Below are 19,790 nucleotides of genomic sequence, written 5' to 3' on the forward strand. Positions count from 1 at the left end.
CGGCCGCGCCCTCGCGGCCGGATCCCGGGGAGCGGACCGTCAGGCGGGCGTGCCCTCGGACTCGAGCCCGGCGTGCCGCGTGGCCGCGACCGGCTCGCTGAAGTCGTCCGCCTGGTGCACCTTGGCGACCAGCGTGTAGATGGCCGGCACCAGGAACAGCGTGAACGCGGTGCCGATGATCATGCCGGTGACCAGCGTGATGCCGATGCTGTTGCGCGCCCCCGCGCCCGGGCCGTGCGCGAAGATGAGCGGCAGGTGCCCGAACACGGTCGCCGCGGTCGTCATGAGGATCGGCCGCAGGCGCGTGCCCGCCGCCTGGATCACCGCGTGCATCTTGTCGAGCCCGGTCTGCTGCAGGTGGTTCGCGAACTCGACGATCAGGATGCCGTTCTTGGCCACCAGCCCGACGAGCGTGATCAGACCGACCTGGCTGTAGATGTTGATCGAGGTGAAGCCGAGGAACGTGAACAGCAGCGCGCCCGAGAGCGCGAGCGGCGCCGAGCCGGTCAGGATCACGAACGGATCGCGGAAGCTTTCGAACTGGGCGGCGAGCACGAGGCCGATGAGCAGCGCCGAGAGCAGGAAGATGCCGAGGAACTTGCTGCCCTCGGTGCGCAGCTGCCGGGACTCGCCCGCGTAGTCGAGCGTGAAGCCGCGCGGCAGGATCTTGTGCGCCTCCGTCTCGAGGTAGCTGAGCGCGTCCTCGAGCGAAACCCCCGGCGGAATCGCGCCCTGAAGCCGGACCGCGTTGAGCTGCTGGAAGCGCTTCAGGTCACGCGGCTGCGTGCTGGTCTCGATGTGCGCGAACGTGGACAGCGGCACCAGCTTGCCGTCCGGTCCGCTCACGTAGATGGACTCGAGCTGCTTCGGCGTCAGGCGCTCGGCCCGCTTGATCTGGGGGATCACCTTGTAGCTGCGTCCCTGGACGCTGAACCGGTTGACGAAGTTGCCGCCCAGCATGACGGACAGGTCCTGCCCCGCCTGGCTCAGGTCCACGCCGAGCGCTCGAACCTTGTCGCGGTCGAAGACGACCTCCGCCTGCGGCTGGTCGAACTTGAGGTCCGTGTCCACGTACATGAACTTGCCGCTCGCGTAGGCCTTGCCCACGAGCTCCCCGGCGATGGCCGCGAGCTGCTCCGGCTCCGCCGTCGAGGCGATGACGAGATCCACGGGGAAGGAACCGCCGCCCGGCAGCGACGAAGGCGTGATCGGAATGGCGCGGATGCCCGGAATATGCGACATGCCCGCGGCCGCCTGCATGCGGATCGGCTCGATGCCGCGCTTGCGCTCGCTCCACGGCTTCGTCGTCATGCCGCCGAAGCCGCCGCCGGGCATGGTGATCTGGAAGATGTTCTGCGCCTCGGGAATGGAGCGGTAGACGTCGTACATGCGCGTCGTGAAGAGCCGCGTCTGGTCGAGCGTCGCGTTGGGGGCGCCCTGAACGATGCCGAACACGATGCTCTGGTCCTCGGGCGGGGCCAGCTCGCGCTGCGAGAACATGTAGAACGGCACCGCCAGCAGCACGACAATCAGCCACAACACGAGCAGCACGCTGCGGTGCTTGAGCGCCGCGCCGAGCGAACCCATGTAGCGCCGCCGCAGCTGCTCGAAGCGGTGGTTGATCCAGCCCGCGAATCCCCGCTCGCTGTCGCCGGAGCGCAGCAGGCGCGAACCCATCATCGGCGAAAGCGTCAGGGCGACGGAGCCGGAGATGAGAACGGCCCCCGCGAGTGTCAGCGCGAACTCGCGGAACAGCGAGCCGGTCAGTCCGCCCTGGATCGCGAGCGGCGTGTAGACGGCCGCGAGGGTGACCGACATGGCGATGATCGGCCCGACCAGCTCGCGCGCGGCGAGGATCGCGGCGTGCAGCGGCGGCTGGCCCTCGTGCACGTGGCGCTCGATGTTCTCGACCATGACGATGGCGTCGTCCACCACGAGTCCGACCGAGAGCACGATGGCGAGCAGCGTCAGCAGGTTGATCGTGAAGCCCGCGACGGCCATGAGGAACACCGCGCCGATCAGCGAGACCGGGATGGCGATGACGGGAATGATCAGGCCGCGGATCGAACCCAGGAACAGGAAGATCACGAGCATGACGATGAGCAGCGTCTCGGTCAGCGTCTTAAGCACCTCGCGGATCGAGTCCTCGATGTACGCCGTCGAGTCATACGGGATGTTGGCGGTCATGCCCACCGGAAGCTGGGTCTTGATCTCCTCCACGGCCTTGCGAACCTCGCGGATCACCTCGAGAGAGTTCGCGGTCGGGAGCACGTAGATGCCCATGAACGTGGCCTTCTGCCCGTTGAAACGCACGTCCGTGTCGTAGTCCTCGGCGCCCAAAACGACGTCGGCGACGTCGCCGAGCCGGACGACGTCGCCGCCCGACTCGTGGACCACGAGACGCTTGAAGTCGTCCACCGTCCGCAGGTCGGTGTTCGCGACCAGATTCACCGACGTCATCGTGCCTTTCGTGCGGCCGAGCGCGGACAGATAGTTGTTGCGCGCGAGCGCGCCCCAGACCTCGGAGGGCGAGAGCCCCTGCGCGGCCATGCGGTCGGCGCGCAGCCAGATGCGCATGGCGAACGTGCCGCCGCCGAGGATGTCGGCGCGCTGGACGCCGTTGATGGCGCTCAGCCGCGGTTGCACGACGCGCGTCAGGTAGTCCGTGATCTGGTTCTGGTCCAGTTCGCTGGAGGCGAAGCCCAGGTACATGGCGGCGAACTGCGCGTCCGCGGTCACGACCTCGATGACCGGCGCCTGCGCCTCGGGCGGCAGGTCGTTGCGCACCTGCGCGACCTTCGCCTGGATCTGGGTCAGGGCGGCGTTGGTGTCGTAGTTGAGCTTCAGGTGCACGGTGATGGTGCTGACGCTGGAGCCGCTCGACGATTCCATGTAGTCGATGCCGTCCACGCTCGCGACCGCCCGCTCGAGCGGCGAGGTGATGAAGCCGCGGACGAGGTCGGCGCTGGCGCCGATGTACACGGTCGTGATCGAGACCGAGGCCATGTCGGTGCGCGGAAACTGGCGGACGCTGAGCGATCGGATGGACTGGATGCCCGCGACCAGGATGAGCAGGTTGACGACGATCGCGAGAACCGGACGCCGGATGAACAGGTCGGTGAACTTCATCTCAGCTGTCCTGCGGGCGCGGGGAGCCGCTCGCCGGCAGCGTGATCGTGCTGTCCACCTTGACGGCCGCGCCGCTGCGCAGCTTGAACACGCCCGAGGTCACGACCTGCTGTCCCGCGCTCACGCCCGAGGTCACCGCGACCAGGTCGCCGCGCGTGCTGCCGAGCTGCACGAACTGCTGGCGCACGCCGCGGTAGGACTTGCCGTCGGGGCCCTTGAGGTCCTCGATGATGAAGACCGAGTTGCCGTACGGCGCGTAATTGATGGAGGTCGCCGGCAGGGCGATCACGTGCGCGCGCGAACCGAGGTCCACGCGCACCGAGACGTACATGCCGGGCCGCAGGCGGCCGTGCGGATTCGCGAACGTCGCCTGCACGCGGACGTTGTGGGTCGCCGCGTCCGCCACCGGGTTGATCGCGGTGATCCGCCCGCTGCCGAGCGTGCGCGAACCGCTGTCGGCGGAGACGGTCACGCCCAGCCCCCGGCGCAGTTCGCCCACGTCCTGCTGCGGAACCGTGAAGTCCACGTAGACGGGATCGAGCGACTGCAGCGGCACGATCGGATCGCCGCTGCCCACGAACTGGCCGAGGTTCACCTGGCGGATGCCCGTGACCCCGGCGAACGGCGCGCGAATGACCTTGCGATCGATCGTCGCCCGGATCACGTTGACCTGCGCCTCCGCCTGCCGGAAGAGCGCCGCCACCTGGTCGTGATCCGATTGCGCGACGAGTTTCTGCGCGAGCAGCGCCTGCGAACGGTCGAGGTTCGACTTCGCGAGGTCGCGCGCCGCCTCGGCCGAGGCGAGCTGGGCCCGCTCCTGCCGGGCGTCGAGCTGGACCAGCGCCTGCCCCTCGCGGACCGAGGAGCCCGACTCGAACTGGATGCGGTCCACCACGCCCGGCAGATCCGCGCTCAGCGTCACGCCCTGCACCGGCTCGACGCTGCCGACCGCCTCGAGCGCCTCGCTCCATCCCTGCGGCTGCGCGGTCACCGCGGTGACCGCTTCGGGGGGGGGCGAGTAGCTCTTACCGGCCGCGATGGCGGCGGAGATCTGCTGAAACTTGATGAAACCGATGATGGCGACGAACGTAACGACGATCGCCAGCATCTGGACCATGCGCTTGTTCACAAGGGCTCCTGTGCGGTGCAGGGGTCATGCGGGGATGTAAGGCGAAACGTGCGGTCGCAGCTACGCAGGTTCCGAAGCTGCAGTTGCCCCGGCCGGAAGGGTCGCCGGGCGCCCGCGGGGCTGGACCCAGGGTCTGTGGTCCCGGGCCGCGTTCGATGCGGCCGGCCGGGCCGCGGATTCGACGCGGTTCGGGCGCGGGACCGGGTGCGGCACACCCGGCCCTGCTGTTTAGCAGGCCGGCCGGCCGGGCCGCAAGGGCCTGGCCGCTCATCGCGGGGTTCGGGGTCCCGGGCGCGGTGCGCGCGCACCGGCGCCGGTGCGCGGGTCGCGAGGGGCGGCTCGCGCCCGGCGCGCCGCCATCGGTCGTGCGCTATTCTTCGCGCCCCATGCCCCATCCGGACCTGCCCCGAGAACCCCCGGCGGCCCCGACGGCCTCCACGGCGGAATCCGTGCCGGCGCTGCGCTTCGTGAACGTGCACAAGTCGTACGTGCTGGGGGATGGTCTCATCAGGGCGCTCGACGGGCTTTCATTCGAGGTGCCGCGCGGGGAGTTCGTGGCCGTCGTAGGGCGCAGCGGCTCGGGCAAGTCCACCCTGCTCCAGCTCGCCGCGGGCCTGGACGTGCCGACCTCCGGCGAGGTGTGGGTGGACGGGCGTGAACTGTCGCGCCTCGGCGACGACGAGCTGACCGTCCGCCGGCGCGAGCGCGTCGGAATGGTCCACCAGTTCTTCAACCTGCTCGGCACGCTGTCGGTGACCGAGAACGTCGCGCTGCCCCTGCTGCTCGCCGGCGGCTCGCGCCGCGAGGCGCTCGCGCGCGCCGAAGCGTTGCTCGCGCAGGTCGGGCTCGAGCACCGCCTCCGGTCGCGACCGCACATGCTCTCCGGCGGCGAGATGCAGCGCGTGGCGATCGCCCGCGCGCTCGTGCACGAGCCGGCACTGGTGCTCGCCGACGAGCCCACGGGCAACCTCGATTCGCGAGCCGCCGCACAGGTCGTCGAACTGCTCGGCCGGCTCGCGCATCTGCGCGGCGCGACGGTCGTGCTCGTCACGCACAGCCGCGAGGCCGCCGGGGCGGCGACGCGCACGATCGAGCTGCGGGACGGCCGCATCGTCGCCGACGAGCGGACCGTGCGATGAGCGCGCTCGTCCGCTGGCTGTTGCTGCGCCGGCTCGCGCTCGAGCGCGGCCGCACGCTGCTGACGATCTGCGGCATCGCGCTCGGCGTCGCGGTGTTCGTCAGCATCCGGCTGGCCAACCACTCGGCCATGACTTCGTTCGCGGACACCGTGGACGCCGTGACCGGGCGCGCGAACCTGAGCGTGCAGAGCGCCGCGGACGGCTTCGCGGATTCGCTCTTCGTGACCCTCGCGCGCCATCCCGGCGTCGAGGCGGCGGCGCCGATCGTGCAGGTGACCGCGCTCGCCTGGCCGGGCGGTCCCCGGACCGAGGCGCCGCGGCCCGGCGAAGGGCGCGCGGCGCTCCCGGCGCACGAGACGCTCCTGTTCCTCGGCGTGGACCCGCTCTCCGAAGCCCCGTTCGCGCGCTTCGGCGAGGACGCGGGCGGCAGGCCCCGGCAGGGTGAGGACGGTTTCATGGCGGGCATCGTGCGCCTGATCGCCGATCCGCGCAGCGTCGCCGTGACGCGCTCCTTCGCCGACCGGCTGCACCTGCGCGCGGGCGACACCCTGACCGTGCTCGCCTCCGGCCGGCCGGTGCCGCTGGTCGTCGCGCTCGTGCTGGAGGGAGGCTCGCTGCGCGAGGCGGCCGGCGGCGCCGTGGCCGTGATGGACATCGCGACCGCGCAGGAAGTCTTCGGGCGCGCCGGGCGGCTCGATCGCGTGGAGCTGCTCGTCCCTCCCGCGGACCGCGAGCGCCTGCGGCGCGAGCTGACCGCGCAATTACCCGGCGGGGTGATCGTCGAGCCGCCGCGCGCGCGCACCCGGCAGGTCGAGAACATGGTCGCCGCCTTCGCGCTCAACCTCACGGCGCTCAGCTTCATCGCCCTGCTCGTCAGCATGTTCCTCGTCTTCAACGCGGTCGCGATGAGCGTCCTGCGCTGGCGGAGGGAGATCGGCATCCTGCGCGGACTGGGGGTCACGCGCGCGCAGGTCGTGCGGCTGTTCCTGCTCGAGGGCCTGCTGCTCGGCGCCGCGGGCAGCGCGCTGGGAACGGGGCTCGGCACGCTGCTGGCGCGTGCCACCCTCGGCGCGGTCGGCCGCACGCTCACGGACCTCTACCTGGTCCAGCGCACGAGCGAGGTCCGGCTGGACCCGTGGACCTTCGCCGTCGGCTTCGGGCTCGGGATCGCGACCGCGCTGCTCTCCGCCCTCGCGCCCGCGATCGAGGCGTCATGGACGCCGCCCGCGCTGACGATGCGGCAGGGAACGTTGATCGAGGCCCGCCGGCTGCCGGTCGGCCGCTGGGCGCTCGTCGGGATCGCCGTGCTGGCGCTCGCGGGGGTGGTCGTGGCCTGGACCTTGCGGGCCCGTCAGCCGTGGGGCGGTTTCGCCGCCGCGTTCCTCGTCGTCGCGGCCTTCACGCTGGTCTCCCCCGCGTTCACGCTCGCGGGCGAGCGGCTGCTGCGTCGTCCGGCGCTGGCGCTCGCCGGGATCGAAGGCGCTCTCGGCGTGCGGGCGCTGCGCGACTTCGTGGCGCGGACGAGCGTCGTCGTGGCCTCGCTCATGCTGGCCGTGGGCATGACGGTCGCGCTGTCCATCATGGTGGGCAGCTTCCGCCGGACCGTGGACATGTGGATCACGCAGTCCATCCGCGGCGACCTCTACGTCGAACCCGCCGGCCACCGGGCTTCGCAGGCGGCGACCGCGCTTCCCGATTCGCTGGTGCGCGCGGTGGCGGGCCTGCCGGGCGTGATCGCCGTGGACACCTACCGGGCGACACCGATGCGGTTCGAGGGCCGCCGGGTCAGCCTGACCGGAATTGATTTCGCGGTGCAGGCGCGGCACGGGAGCCTGCGCTTCGTCGGCGGCGCGGGCAGCGCCGCCGTGCTGGAGCGGGCGCTCCGGCGGGGCGAAGCGGTCGTGACCGAGAGCTTCGCGCACCGCTTCCGGGTCGCGGCGGGCGACACGATCCGCGTTCCGGCCGCGGGGGGGAAAATCGCACTGCGGGTGGCGGGCGTCTTCTACGACTACACGACCGATGCCGGGGCCATCCTGGTGGACCGCGGCCTGTTCGCGCGGCTCATGCGGGGGGACCGCACCGAGAGCCTGGCGCTCTACACCGCGCCCGGCACCGACCTGGACCTGCTGCGGAGCCGCCTCGCCGCGCTCGCGGGGCCGGATTTCCTGCTGAACGCGATGCCGAACCGGGAGCTTCGCCGCCGCGTGCTCACGGTGTTCGACCAGACGTTCCGCATCACCTTCGCGCTGCAGTTCATCGCGGTGCTCGTCGCGGTGCTCGGGGTCGTGACCACCCTCACCGCGCTGATCCTGCAACGCGGCCGCGAGATCGGCATCCTGCGCGCGACCGGCGCACTGCGCTCGCAGGTGCGCCGCATCGTGCTGATCGAGGGCGGCGTCCTCGGCCTGCTCGGCTCGCTGCTCGGATGCGCCGCCGGCGTGATGCTCGCGCTGCTCCTCGTGCACGTCATCAACCGGCAGTACTTCGGCTGGACGATCCGCATGGCGATCGAGCCGGGCGTCTTCGCCCAGGCCGTGGTGCTCATGGTCGGAACCTCGCTCGCCGCCTCGCTCGCACCCGCGCGCTACGCCTCCGAACGGGTGGCCGCCGAATCGCTGCGGGTGGAATCGTGAGCGGGCGGGCGCGGCCCGCCATGCTGGTGCTGGCGCTGGCGCTCGCCGCCGGCGCATCGCTCGGCGCGGGCCCCGCCGGGCCGCCGGTGGACGCTGACGGCTTCTTCCTCGCGGACTCGCCGTACGTGTTCCACTTTCCGGCCGACCACGCCGCCCACCCGCGCTATCGCATCGAGTGGTGGTACTACACCGGCCATCTGAAGGCGCCGGGACGTTCGTTCGGCTACGAACTCACGTTCTTCCGCGTGGCGCTTCCCCCGGCGCGCGCCGCGAGCGCTTCGGCGTGGGCCGCGCGCGACCTGATGTTCGTCCACGCCGCCCTCACCGACGAGACGCGCGAGGAGTTCCGCTTCGAGGAGGCCGCGCGACGCGACGCGCTCGGCATGGCGGGGGCCGACAGCACCCGTTACGACGTGTGGCTGAACAAGGCCTCCGCCAGGCTCGACGCGGACTCGCTGACGCATCGCCTGCACTGGGCGGGGTCCGACTTCGCGTTCGACCTCGCGCTCGTTCCGCGCAAGCCGCCGGTCGTTCACGGATCGCACGGCGTGAGCCGCAAGGGCGCGGGGCCGGGTGAGACGTCGCACTACTACTCGCTCACGCGCCTCGCCACGACCGGCCGGCTCCTCGTAGGGCGTGACACGCTGGCGGTCGAGGGCGAGTCGTGGATGGACCACGAGTTCTCATCGAGCCGGTTGGGCGGGACGCAGGCGGGCTGGGACTGGTTCAGCGTGCAGCTCGACGACGGCCGCGAACTGATGCTCTACCAGATGCGGCTTGAGAACGGCGGCATCGAGCCGCTCTCGCACGGCACGCTCGTCGGGGCCGACGGCCGCTCGCGACCGCTCGCGCTCGCCGACTTCCGGGTGCGCGCGCTCGGTAGCTGGCGCAGCCGCCGCACGGGCGCCACCTACCCGAGCGGCTGGACGCTGGAGCTGCCGCGCGAACGGCTGAAGCTGACGCTCGAACCCACCCTCGAGGATCAGGAGCTGGTCGCCACCACCATGGGCGGCGTCGCCTACTGGGAGGGCAGCGTCCGCATCGTCGGAGAGGACGCGCACGGGCGCGTCACGGGCGAAGGCTACGTCGAGCTGACGGGCTACGCGGGCCGCCCGCCCTACTGAACCACCCGCGCCGGTCCGCCGTTGCGGCCGGCCGGCGACCGACCTAGCGTATGTCGCGCTCCCGCAGCATCGCGCCACAAGCGCCGCACCCCACCTTCATGCAGAGGGACTCATGGCCACAGAGCCCGCCGAGCCACCACGGAACCCCTCCGGCCCCGGGCTGCCGCCGGAGTTCCGGCCCCTTCCCGACGACGCTTCACCCGAGGAGAAGGACCGGCACTGGTACGAGACCTGTTACATGGGCGACCGGATGCCGCAGCTCACGTTGCGCGCCGTGCTCATGGGCGCCGCGCTCGGGATGCTCATGTCCATTTCGAACCTGTACACCACGCTCAAGGTGGGCTGGTCCTTCGGCGTCGCGATCACCTCGTGCGTGCTGTCGTTCGTCATCTGGAACACGATCCGCGCGATTCTCGCCGGCCGGGTGACGAACATGTCCATCCTCGAGAACAACTGCATGCAGTCCACCGCCTCGGCCGCCGGATACTCGACCGGCTCGACGATCGCCACCGCCTTCGGCGCCCTGCTCATCCTCGATCCCGCGCACCGTCACCAGCCGTGGTGGATCGTGACCGCGTTCACGTTCGCCACGGGCGCCATGGGCGTCTGGCTGGCGATTCCGATGAAGCGGCAGATGATCAACCAGGAGCAGTTGCCGTTCCCGTCGGGGATCGCCGCCGCGACCACGCTGCGCAGCCTGTACAGCCACGGCGGCGAGGCGCTGAAGAAGGCGCACGCGCTGGTGGCGGGGCTGGTCGCCGGAACGCTCGTCGGCGTGCTCAACACGGCCGAGGACCAGTTCGCGGCACTCGGCCGGTTTTTCGCGTTCATGCGCGCGCGCGTGTTCGACGTGCACCTGCCGGAGCAGGTGCCCGCGAACGGATTCCGCCTGCTGGCCGGCAAGCCGATGATCGGATTCGGATTCGAGCCAAGCGTCCTGCTGATCTCGGCCGGCATGATCGTCGGCCTGCGCGTGTCGCTCTCGATGCTCGCCTCCTCGGCGCTCCTTTACTATGTCCTCGCGCCCTGGCTGCAGGGAATGGATGCGGCGCACGCCGGCGTGCCGGGCTACCTCGCGTCGATCCCGCTGGTCGGCGGCGGCACGCTCTTTCACCCCCGGAACTGGGCGCTGTGGGGCGGCACTTCGCTCATGGTGTTCGCGAGCCTGGCGGCGCTGGGCCTGCAGTGGAAGACCATCGGCCGCTCGTTCTCGCTCCTGCGGCGCGGTCCGCGGGCGGTCGCGAACCCGGGCGACGTCGAGGCCCGCATGGCCGCCATCGAGGTGCCGAACTCCTGGTTCCTCGCCGGCCTCGTCCCGATCTCGATCGCCATCGTGCTCGTGCTGATGATCGCGTTCCAGATCCACTGGTGGGCGGGGCTGGTCGCGGTCGCGATGTCCTTCGTGCTCTCGATGGTCGCCTGTCGCGCGACCGGCGAGACCGACACGACGCCGATCGGCGCGATGGGCAAGGTCATGCAGCTGCTGTTCGCGCTGATCTCGCCCGGCAACGTGACGCACAACCTGATGGCCGCGGGCGCCGGCGCGAACAGCGCCTCGTCGTCCGCCGACCTGCTCACCGACCTCAAGAGCGGCTACCTGCTCGGCGCGAACCCGCGCAAGCAGTTCATCGCGCAGGCGATCGGCATCGTCTTCGGAACCCTCGCGATCGTGCCCGCCTGGTACCTGCTGATTCCCAACGACGCGGCGCTCGAGAAGTATCCGCTGCCGGCGACCCAGACCTGGGTGGCGGTCGCTCGCGTCCTTTCGACCGGCATTCAGACGCTGCCGATGTCCGCGCGCTGGTCCATCCTGATCGGGGCGCTGGTCGGCATCCTGATCCCCGTGCTCGAGAAGTCGTTTCCGAAGGCGCGGCGCTGGCTGCCGTCGGCGATGGGACTCGGGCTCGGCTGGATCGTCTACTTCAGCAACGCGCTGTCGTTCGTGATCGGCGCGGCGGTCGCCTTCGTGTGGGCGAAGTGGAAGCCGCTCAACCAGGAGCGCTACAACATCCCGATCGCTTCGGGTCTCGTGGCCGGCGAGTCGTTGACCAAGGCGCTGCTCGCCATGCTGGCGACGGCGATCGGGCTGATGTCGGCGAAGTGAGGGGTTCCCGAGCGGCCGGGCCCGGTCGCGACGAATGGTCGCGCGCCACGCCCGGCGCACGCGGACCCGCGACACGCGCGAGCGAAGGCCCCGCCGGCACGTGCCCGCGGGGCCTCGCGTCGTGCGCGGAACGCGCGGTCAGCTCTTCACGAAGTACCAGGTTCCCTGCAGGCTCAGGCCGAACCAGTTGGCGTTGCCGCCGTCGAAGGAAGCGAAGCCGAAGTCCGCCTGGGGCCCGAGCGCGAACGTGCGGGCGAGCCGGAACTCGTAGCCGATGCCGCCGTTCAGTCCGAAGCCGGACTCGCTCGAGGAAATGGTGACGTTGTTCCCGGCGTCCACCGAGAAGTGCGAGTTGCCGAATCCGAGTCCGCCGCGCAGCACGAGACCCTCGGACGGGAAGCACGCCACGCCGATCGTGGTCGCGGTGAACGACACGGTTCCGCCGTCCTCCGACTTGGTCCAGCCGTTGCTCTCGAGCGCGAGCGAGACTTTGGGGTTGAGCGGATAGCCGAGGCGGAAGTTACCGGTCATGCCGCCTTCGCGGTCGCTGGAACCGCCCCCGTCCACGCTGACTCCGGCGGAGCCGCCGCCGACTCCGAGCCCGATGCTCCAGCCATCGTGGTTCTGCGGGTACTGCCCGGCCAGCGCCGTCGTCGCGCCGCAGGCCGAGATCAGCAGCGCGGCCAGGACCCAGGTACGCAATCCATGCATGTGACGCCCTCCCAGGGGAGATTCCGCGTCGGCCGGCAGCGGAGCGGATCCCCGCCAGGGGCACGACGCGAGGGCGCAGTATGTCGGAGCGCTCCGCTTCGTCAAGCCCGCCCCGAAACGCGGAGCGCCCGGCGCGCGAACTTCGCGCCGGGCGCCCGGTGCCGCTTCGAAACTTCGATCTGAATCGTGATCAGCGATACAGGCTCTTCACGCGGCCCCAGCTCGACTTCTCGGTCGGAACCGGACCCGAGATCACGGAGAGCTGATAGCCCGGGTTCGCGTTCTGGCCCGCGATCGTGTACCAGCCGGCGGCCCCCACGGTGCTCGCGTCAACGTACATGTCGGGACCGCTGCTGCCGACGGTCGGAGGATCCAGGGAGGCGATGCCGAGCCGGGTCGCCGTGCCCGTGAACGAAGCCACGGTCTGCAGCGCGATGACGTCCGTGGTGTTGAGGTCAATGGCGAGCGGATCGAGGTTCGTCACCGAAATGAACGTGTAATAGCCGGGGTCGAGTCCGGCGCCGAAGTCAATGTTGGCGCTGAAGCCGCCCAGGTAGCCCGACGTGACCGCGTCGTAGAAGTCCACGCCGAAGCTGGCGGTCAGCACCGGCCCGGCGCTGGAGCTGGAATTGTAGAACGTGAAGGTCGCGGCCTGCAGAGTGCCGGTGCCGGTCGTGAACAGCTCATCGCCGAAGACGGCGCCCAGGTCGGTCGAACTGAAGCCGAAGTTCGCCGCCGAGGCGGTGTTGTCGTAGATGACGATCGGCAGCGCGGCCGGAGCGGTCGGCTGGATCTTCGTCGTGTGCGTCGCGTGGTTGTGGATCGTGTAGCCCTTGAAGCCGCCCAACGGCTCGCTCGTGAGCTGGGCCGCCGCGCTTCCCGCGAACGCGCACAGCGCGAGGGCGGCGATGGACAGGCGCATCGTGGTCGCAAGCTTCATGAAGACTCCTCCGGGCCCGACGAAGAGTTGGACGCGGATCGCACGGTCTCGGGGGCGGCCGCGATCCAGAGCACGCGCCTCGCGTCGGGGGACAGGCGCGGATGCTCGTGAATCGAGCTTACGCGTGACCGCCGGTCGCATGTCAACGGCGGACTGCGCGTGTGCGGATTTGCGCATCGCGAGCGCGTCGTCGTTTGGATCGCGATCTTTCGGCGGGTTTTGGAGCGTACTGTTGGCGTTTCCAGACACTGAACCTGGCCGCTATTGCGCTTGTTCCTACGGCGGCCCTGCCGGTAACGTTTTCCGGTGCTGCGCCACATTCGGAGCGTGGCCCCGTTCGCCCGTCCCCACCGTCGTCCGATCACCCCACCGAGGAGTCCTCCCGTGCGGCGAGAGTTCCCCCGTTCGCTGGCCCTGCTCATCCTGTTCGCGCGGGCCTCTCCCCTCGGCGTCGCCGCAGGCCCGCTTTCCGAGTACGACGCGGCCGCGGCCGTTCGAATCCCCCCCGCCGCGGCCGCCCGCGCGCAGGCGGCCGCCGCGCTGCCAGGGATCCGCCGGCTCGTCCGCGTGTCGAGCACGAACGATCGCTTCGGGGTTCCAACGTTCGTGTGGGCGAATCGGGCGCCCGCGACCGCCGTGACCGCCCGGCCGTCGTCGCGGCCCTCGCCGGGCGCCGCCGCGCGCGCGCACGTTTCGGACCTCGCGCCGCTCTGGCGGCTGGACCGTGCGGATGTCGCCGGCATGCGCCTGCAACGGGTGCGCGACGTCGGCCGCGGCCCGATCATCGCGACGTTTCGGCAGGAGGTCGGCGGCGTCGAGGTGTTCCGCGACGAGCTCAAGGTGTGCATGGACCGCGACCTCTCGCTCGTCTCGGTGAGTGGCTCGCTGCCGCCGGCTTCCGCCGCGGGTCCGAGCACCGACGTGTTCGCGCTCCCCGCTTCGCGGGCGGTCGCGCTCGCGCTGCGCGACTTCGGCTCGCTCGCCGCGGTTCCGGCCGACCCGGCCGCGACCGGGAGCGCCGACGGCGGCTACCAGACGTTCGCCGCGCCCGGGCCGGTCGGCGAACCGGGTGGCATGCCCGCCGTGAACGGGCCGCTGCGCGCACGCAAGGTCTGGTTCGATCTCGGCGCGACGCTCGAGCCCGCCTGGTACGCCGAAGTCATCGGCGAGACCGCCGCCTACTCGACCGTCTGGTCGGCGCGCGACGGCCGGCTGCTCTTCCGGCATTCGCTGATGCAGGACGAAGCCTATTCCTACCGCGTGTGGGCGAACACGACGGCCCCCTACGCGCCGATGGACGGACCCCAGGGCGACGGCGCATCGCCGCATCCGACCGGGCTGCCGGACCTGTACCAGCCTTCGCTGATCGCTCCCAACATGGTGACGCTGCAGAACGGCCCGATCTCGACCCTCGACCCGTGGCTCGCCCCCGGCGCGACCCAGACGACCGGCAACAACGTGGACGCCTACCTCGACCTCGTCGCGCCGGACGGCTACTCCGCGGGCGACCTGCGCGCCACCACGACCTCGCCCGGAGTCTTCGACCGCACCTACGACACGACCCTCCCCCCGGGCGCGAGCGACGACCAGCGCATGGCCGCGGGGACCAGTCTGTTCTACCTGAACAACTGGCTGCACGACATGTTCTACGACTCCGGCTTCGACGAGGCGGCGGGCAACGCGCAAACGGACAACTACGGGCGGGGCGGCATCGGCGGCGACGCGGTCCTCGCCGAGGGCGAGGACTACGGCGGAACCAACAACGCGAACATGTCCACGCCGGCCGACGGCGGTTCGCCGCGCATGCAGATGTACGTGTTCAACCCTCCCAACAGCGCCAACCTGATCGTGTCCTCGCCGCCCGCCCTCGCGGGCACCTACCTGGCGGGCGTCGCCGTGTTCGGCCCGCAGACCTTTTCCCTGAGCGGCCAGGTGGTCGCCGGGCAGGACGCGGCCGCGCCGGTGGACGACGGCTGCACGGCCATCACCAGCGCGGTCGCCGGAAAGATCGCGCTCGTGGATCGGGGAACGTGCTCGTTCGTGATCAAGGCACAGAACGCGCAGAACGCCGGCGCGATCGGCGTGATCATCGTCAACAACGTCGCCGGCTCGACGCCGCCGACGCTGAGCGGCACCGGCACGATCACGATTCCGGCGCTGTCGGTGACGCAGTCGGACGGGGCGCTGATCCGCGCCCAGCTCGGCGCGGGCGTGACGCTGACGATGAATCGCGTGGCGCAGCTCCAGCGCGACGGCACCATTGACGGGCACATCGTCGCCCACGAGTGGGGGCATTACATCAGCAACCGCCTGATCGGCAACGCCGCGGGCCTGAGCAACCAGCAGGGCGGCGGCATGGGCGAGGGCTGGGGGGACTTCCACTCGCTGCTGCTGACCGTGCGGCCCGGCGACGACCTCGCGGGCGCGTACGCGGTCGGCAGCTACGCGCTGAGCGGCAATCTCGTCGCGTCGAACGCGTGGTATTTCGGCGTGCGCCGCTACCCCTACTCGACCGACATGACGAAGGATCCCCTGACCTTCAAGCACATCCAGAACGGCGTCGCGCTGCCCGCGGGGCCACCCCTCAACGGCAACCCGACGGGCCTCAACAACGCCGAAGTGCACGCCACCGGCGAGGTCTGGTGCACCATGCTGTGGGAGTGCTACGCCGCGCTGCTCGGCGACACCGGCCGGCTGACGTTCGACCAGGCGCAGCAGCGCATGAAGGACATCCTCGTCGCCGGCTACATGCTGACGCCGAACGCGCCGACGTTCGTCGAGGCGCGCGACGCGGTCCTCGCGGCGGCGATGGCGGGCGATCCGGCGGACTACGCGCTCCTGGCGCAGGCGTTCGCCAGGCGCGGCATGGGCACCGGTGCCGTCGCGCCGCCGCGTGACGCCTCGGACAACGTCGGCGTGACCGAGAGCTTCGTGCTCGGCGGCGACCAGTCGGTGGTCTCCGCGACGCTCACCGACGACCTCCACTCGTGTGACGACGACACCTACCTCGACAACGGCGAGCGCGGGGCGCTGACGATCACCGTCGTCAACACGGGCGCGACCAGCCTCGGCCCGGGCACGATCACGGTGACCAGCCCGAGCCCCGGCGTGAGCTTCCCGATGGGCAACGTGGTGGCCACGCCCGCGTCGCAGCCGTTCGGGAGCGTGGTCGTGACGGTGCCGGTCGAACTCGCGGGCGCGTCCGATGGCGCCCTGCTGCACCTCGACATCGCCTGCGACAACGCCGGGCTGCTGGTGCCCGGTCCCCGGCTCGCGTCGTACGAGGACCGCGTGCAATCGGACGAGACGTTCGGCGCCACCGATTTCGTCGAGGCGCATCACTCGACCTGGAACCCGCTCGTCGCGCCGGGCAGCGCCGGCGATCCCTGGGCCCGCGAGGCGTGGGCCAGCGGCGAGAATGCCTGGCACGTCACCGACGCGGGCGGCATCGCCGACCTGTCGCTGGTCTCCCCTTCCCTGTTCGTGAGCACGGGCACGCCGCTGGTCGTCACCTTCCAGCAGCGCTACGTCTTCGAGTTCAGCGACGCCACGAACTGGGACGGCGGAGTGATCGAGATTTCCACCGACGGCGGCTCGAGCTGGACCGACGCCGGCGCCAGCGTCTCGCCGGGCTACGGCGGAACGATCACGAACGCCTCGGGCAACCCGCTGGGCGGGCGCTCCGGGTGGGTCGGCACGAGCGCCGGCTATCCGGCCTTCACCTTCACCACCCTCGATCTCGGCACGAGCTACGCCGGACAGACGGTGCTGATCCGTTTCCGGCACGGCGCCGACGCGGGCGTCGGCGCTCCCGGCTGGTGGGTGGACAACGTCGCGGTCACGGGCGTGACCGCGCCGCCCTTCCTCGTGCTCGCGCCCGAGAGCGGCACGTGCACGCCGCTGGCGGTCGGCGAGGCCGCCCCGTCGCGGGTCCTGCTGGCGCTGGCCGGCGGAAACCCCGCGCGCGACGTGTCGCGCCTGCGCTTCGCGCTGCCCGCGCGGCAGCGCGCGCAGCTCACCATTCACGACCTCGCCGGGCGGCTCGTCGCGACGCTCGCCGACGGCGAGTACACGGCGGGCTGGCACGACGTCGCGTTCACACGCGCGGGCGGCTCGTCGCCCGGCGTCTACTTCGCCCGACTGCGCGTGGACGGGCGGCAGTACGTGCAACGGCTGGTGGTCGTTCGCTGAGCGCGGCCCGGGCAGGCCCCGGATCGAGGGACACCTACTTCACCAGCGTCAGCTTCCGCACGTCCGAGAAGCCTCCCGCCGTGATCCGGTCGAAGTACACGCCCGGGCCCGCCGGGCGGCCCTCGTCGTCGCGCCCGTTCCATCTCAGCGCGTATGCGCCCGCCGGCTGCTCGTCGTCCACCAGGGTGCGCACCACCGCGCCGTTCACGTCGTAAACGCGCAGCACCACGTGGGCGTGCGCCGGAAGCTCGTAACGGAGGGTGGCCGTTTCCCTGAACGGGCTCGGGTACGCCGGCAGCAGGGCGAACCTGCGCGGCGCCGGGTGCGTGACGGCCACGCTTCCGCTGAGCGTGAACGCCTGCGGAAGCGCCGCGCTCGCGCCCCCCGGGTTGAACGCGACCACGTCGTAGGCGCCGTTGGCGCCGCCCGTCAGGTCGAACCGCGCGATCACGCGATCCTTGCCCGCCCAGTACACGGACGTGGCGCCGAACGTCCGTGCGCCATGCACGAGCTGAACGCCGCCGCCCTTCGCGAAGAGCGCGCCGTCAACCTGGAGCGTCACGCTGGTGCCCGTCGCCGCGTTCGGCGTGACCGACACCGGCACCGGCGCGGGCCAGCCGCCCGCGAGCGTCGCGTTCAGGGGGTCGGCGTTGGGGCCCGTGAGCCGCACCGACACGATGCTCGGTCCGTCGTAGCCGTCGCTGCTGGGCGACGAGGCGCCGTCGAGGCGGTCGTTGCCGGTCGTTCCGGGATAGGGATCGCCGTCGTCTCCGCGGTTGATGTTGCCCTCGAGCTGCGCGAGATGGTCGGCCTGGACCACGGCCACGCCGCGCGGCTGGTTGTCGAACCGGCCGCCGCTCTGCGTGTTCTGCTCGATGTGCCAGACCACCAGGCCACCCCCGGGTGCGGTGCCGGGGATGTTCACGTCCGAGCCGATGGGCTTGCGGTTCTCCACCAGGAAGTACTCGGAGGGCGGGTTCATCTCCTCGGCCCAGCCGTCCTCACGGGTCTCGAAGTCGGTGAAGTAGCTCTCGCCGCCGCCCGTGACTGAGATGTCGTCCAGCGAGATCGCGCCGCACTGGGTGCCGACCCCGGACTGATCCGAGTACCACCCGTCGCTGACGAGGTGAAATGCCACCGTGTACGGCCCCGGCGAGAGATACGGCGTCAGGTCCACGGTCTGCGTGCCCGATGTCTGCCCCTGGTTGTCGTTGTAGGTCGCGAAGACGCTCGTGGTTCCGCCAGACGTGACCTCGCCGTACACGAAGTCGTTCGGAGGCGCCTGACCGTACGTGTAGGTGAACTCGAACCGGTACTGGTACTGCAGCGACACGCTGCCTGATCCGCCGTAGTTGAACTCGCGCGACACGCGCGTGTCCCAGTCGTCGCCGTAGCCGCTCACGTTCGAGTTCTCCCAGTTGCGGCCGGCCGCCTCCGCGGAGGTCAGTCCGCAGTGCATCGAGTACGCACCGGCGATCGGACAGAGCGTCGAGCGGCGCCACCGTTCGTGCACGACGTCGAGGCGGTAGGCCTCGCGGTTCATCTCCGCGTCGGGAATCGCGTAGGGCGTGGGTTCCGGCGGGGCGACGATCACGTTCGACCAGCCGAGAAAGTTTTTCGACCAGGCGCCCATGTACGCGGGGTTGTCGGGCTGGTTCCAGTTCCCGGCACCCATCAGGTCCCACCAGCCCACGCCCGACGACCCGCCGTCGGTGTCGTACAGGTCGGGAAGCCCGAACGTATGGCCGAACTCGTGGCAGAACACCCCGATGTCGATCATGGTCGTGTTGTCGCAGTTCAGGGCGGGTTCGATCGTGTAGTCGTCCACCTTGATGAAGCCTCCGCCCGTGCGCGCGTCGTTGGTCGTGTACGGCCCGGGCCCGACGCCCTCGGACCGCCACCCCGCAAGTGAATAGCAATGCGACCAGATCTGGTCGTACACATCACACTCGGCGCCGAGCTGTGAGTGCACGAACGACACGAAGTCCACGAAGCCGTCATCGTCTCCCGAGTTGGGAATGCCGTCCGGGCCGTCGTTGTCGTACTGCCCGAAATCGATCGAGGAGTCGTTGGCGGAGATCGTGGTGGCGATGAGTTCCGTGATGCGCGCCGACGAGCACAGGCCCTGGCACATGGCCTGACCGGCGTAGTACACGGCGGTCTGCGGAAGGGACGTCCAACCGTAGACGGTGCCGGTCACATGGAGATCGCCGTGCGAGTTCTCGTCGTAGAACTGCGTCAGCGTGCGCGGCGAGTACGGGCCGTCGAAGAGCCGGGTCTGCAGTTGCGCGATCGGGAACGGATCCGCTCCCACGTCGCTGTACTTCACGCAGAAGACGGGGACGGACAACGTGCCGCGCACCTCGAGTTCCGAACGCGCCGCCGCCGGAATCAGCTCGCGTTTGTAGAAGCCGCGGTCCTCGATGAACTTCTCGCGGTTCGCGCGGATCGCCCGGGTCTTCGCGATCCACGCGTGCTGGGACTCGAACCTCCGCATGCGGTCCAGGCTCTGACGGACCCGCGGCGGCATCGTCACGCCCGGGGCGGGAGCGACGCCCTGCGCCCGGGCGCACTGCGCGAGCACGACGCAGGCCAGAACCAACTTCAGAGTCGCAACCGAGCAGCGCATGAGGAAGTCCCTCCGCAGGTGCGATGCCCCAACGCGCCACCGGGCTCCAGGGGGCATCCGT

The 19,790-nt window shown here is 70.6% G+C and carries 10 protein-coding genes; 5 read left to right on the top strand and 5 right to left on the bottom strand.

What is annotated here, in order from left to right:
* Positions 1 to 39: 39 nt before the first annotated feature.
* Together IT347_08310 and IT347_08315 are read right to left on the bottom strand one after the other, a co-directional pair.
* Complete coding sequence (locus IT347_08310) at positions 40 to 3,129, bottom strand: efflux RND transporter permease subunit (GenBank protein MCC6349579.1); 3,090 nt, start codon at positions 3,127 to 3,129, stop codon at positions 40 to 42.
* A gap of 1 nt (position 3,130) precedes the next feature.
* Positions 3,131 to 4,258, bottom strand: coding sequence for an efflux RND transporter periplasmic adaptor subunit (locus IT347_08315; protein MCC6349580.1), 1,128 nt, complete (start codon positions 4,256 to 4,258; stop codon positions 3,131 to 3,133).
* 386 nt (positions 4,259 to 4,644) lie between these two features.
* On the opposite strand from IT347_08315, the gene IT347_08320 reads away from it, so the two are divergent.
* From IT347_08320 to IT347_08335, 4 genes are all read left to right on the top strand, one after another.
* Positions 4,645 to 5,397: an ABC transporter ATP-binding protein gene (locus IT347_08320; GenBank protein ID MCC6349581.1), complete on the top strand. Its 753-nt coding sequence runs from the start codon at positions 4,645 to 4,647 to the stop codon at positions 5,395 to 5,397.
* Complete coding sequence (locus IT347_08325; GenBank protein ID MCC6349582.1) at positions 5,394 to 8,030, top strand: FtsX-like permease family protein; 2,637 nt, start codon at positions 5,394 to 5,396, stop codon at positions 8,028 to 8,030. Before IT347_08320 ends, IT347_08325 begins: the two co-directional genes overlap by 4 nt.
* Positions 8,027 to 9,154, top strand: a complete 1,128-nt coding sequence (locus tag IT347_08330) for a carotenoid 1,2-hydratase (protein ID MCC6349583.1) — start codon at positions 8,027 to 8,029, stop codon at positions 9,152 to 9,154. Before IT347_08325 ends, IT347_08330 begins: the two co-directional genes overlap by 4 nt.
* A 112-nt stretch (positions 9,155 to 9,266) precedes the next feature.
* Positions 9,267 to 11,258, top strand: a complete 1,992-nt coding sequence (locus tag IT347_08335; GenBank protein ID MCC6349584.1) for an OPT/YSL family transporter — start codon at positions 9,267 to 9,269, stop codon at positions 11,256 to 11,258.
* 138 nt (positions 11,259 to 11,396) lie between these two features.
* Here IT347_08335 and IT347_08340 read toward each other — a convergent pair whose 3' ends face one another.
* On the bottom strand, positions 11,397 to 11,969 hold the full coding sequence (locus IT347_08340) for an outer membrane beta-barrel protein (GenBank protein MCC6349585.1): 573 nt from the start codon (positions 11,967 to 11,969) through the stop codon (positions 11,397 to 11,399).
* 190 nt (positions 11,970 to 12,159) lie between these two features.
* A complete protein-coding gene (locus IT347_08345; protein ID MCC6349586.1) occupies positions 12,160 to 12,909 on the bottom strand; it encodes a hypothetical protein in 750 nt (249 codons plus the stop codon).
* Positions 12,910 to 13,293: 384 nt separating this feature from the next.
* Here IT347_08345 and IT347_08350 point away from each other — a divergent pair, with 384 nt between their 5' ends.
* Positions 13,294 to 17,100, top strand: coding sequence for a M36 family metallopeptidase (locus IT347_08350; protein MCC6349587.1), 3,807 nt, complete (start codon positions 13,294 to 13,296; stop codon positions 17,098 to 17,100).
* Positions 17,101 to 17,134: 34 nt separating this feature from the next.
* Here IT347_08350 and IT347_08355 read toward each other — a convergent pair whose 3' ends face one another.
* Positions 17,135 to 19,729 (bottom strand): M6 family metalloprotease domain-containing protein, encoded by a 2,595-nt coding sequence (locus IT347_08355; protein MCC6349588.1) that lies wholly within the window; start codon positions 19,727 to 19,729, stop codon positions 17,135 to 17,137.
* Positions 19,730 to 19,790 lie beyond the last annotated feature (61 nt).

It is taken from the genome of Candidatus Eisenbacteria bacterium (assembly GCA_020847735.1).
In the GTDB taxonomy this organism is placed as follows: Bacteria; Eisenbacteria; RBG-16-71-46; order RBG-16-71-46; family RBG-16-71-46; genus CAIXRL01.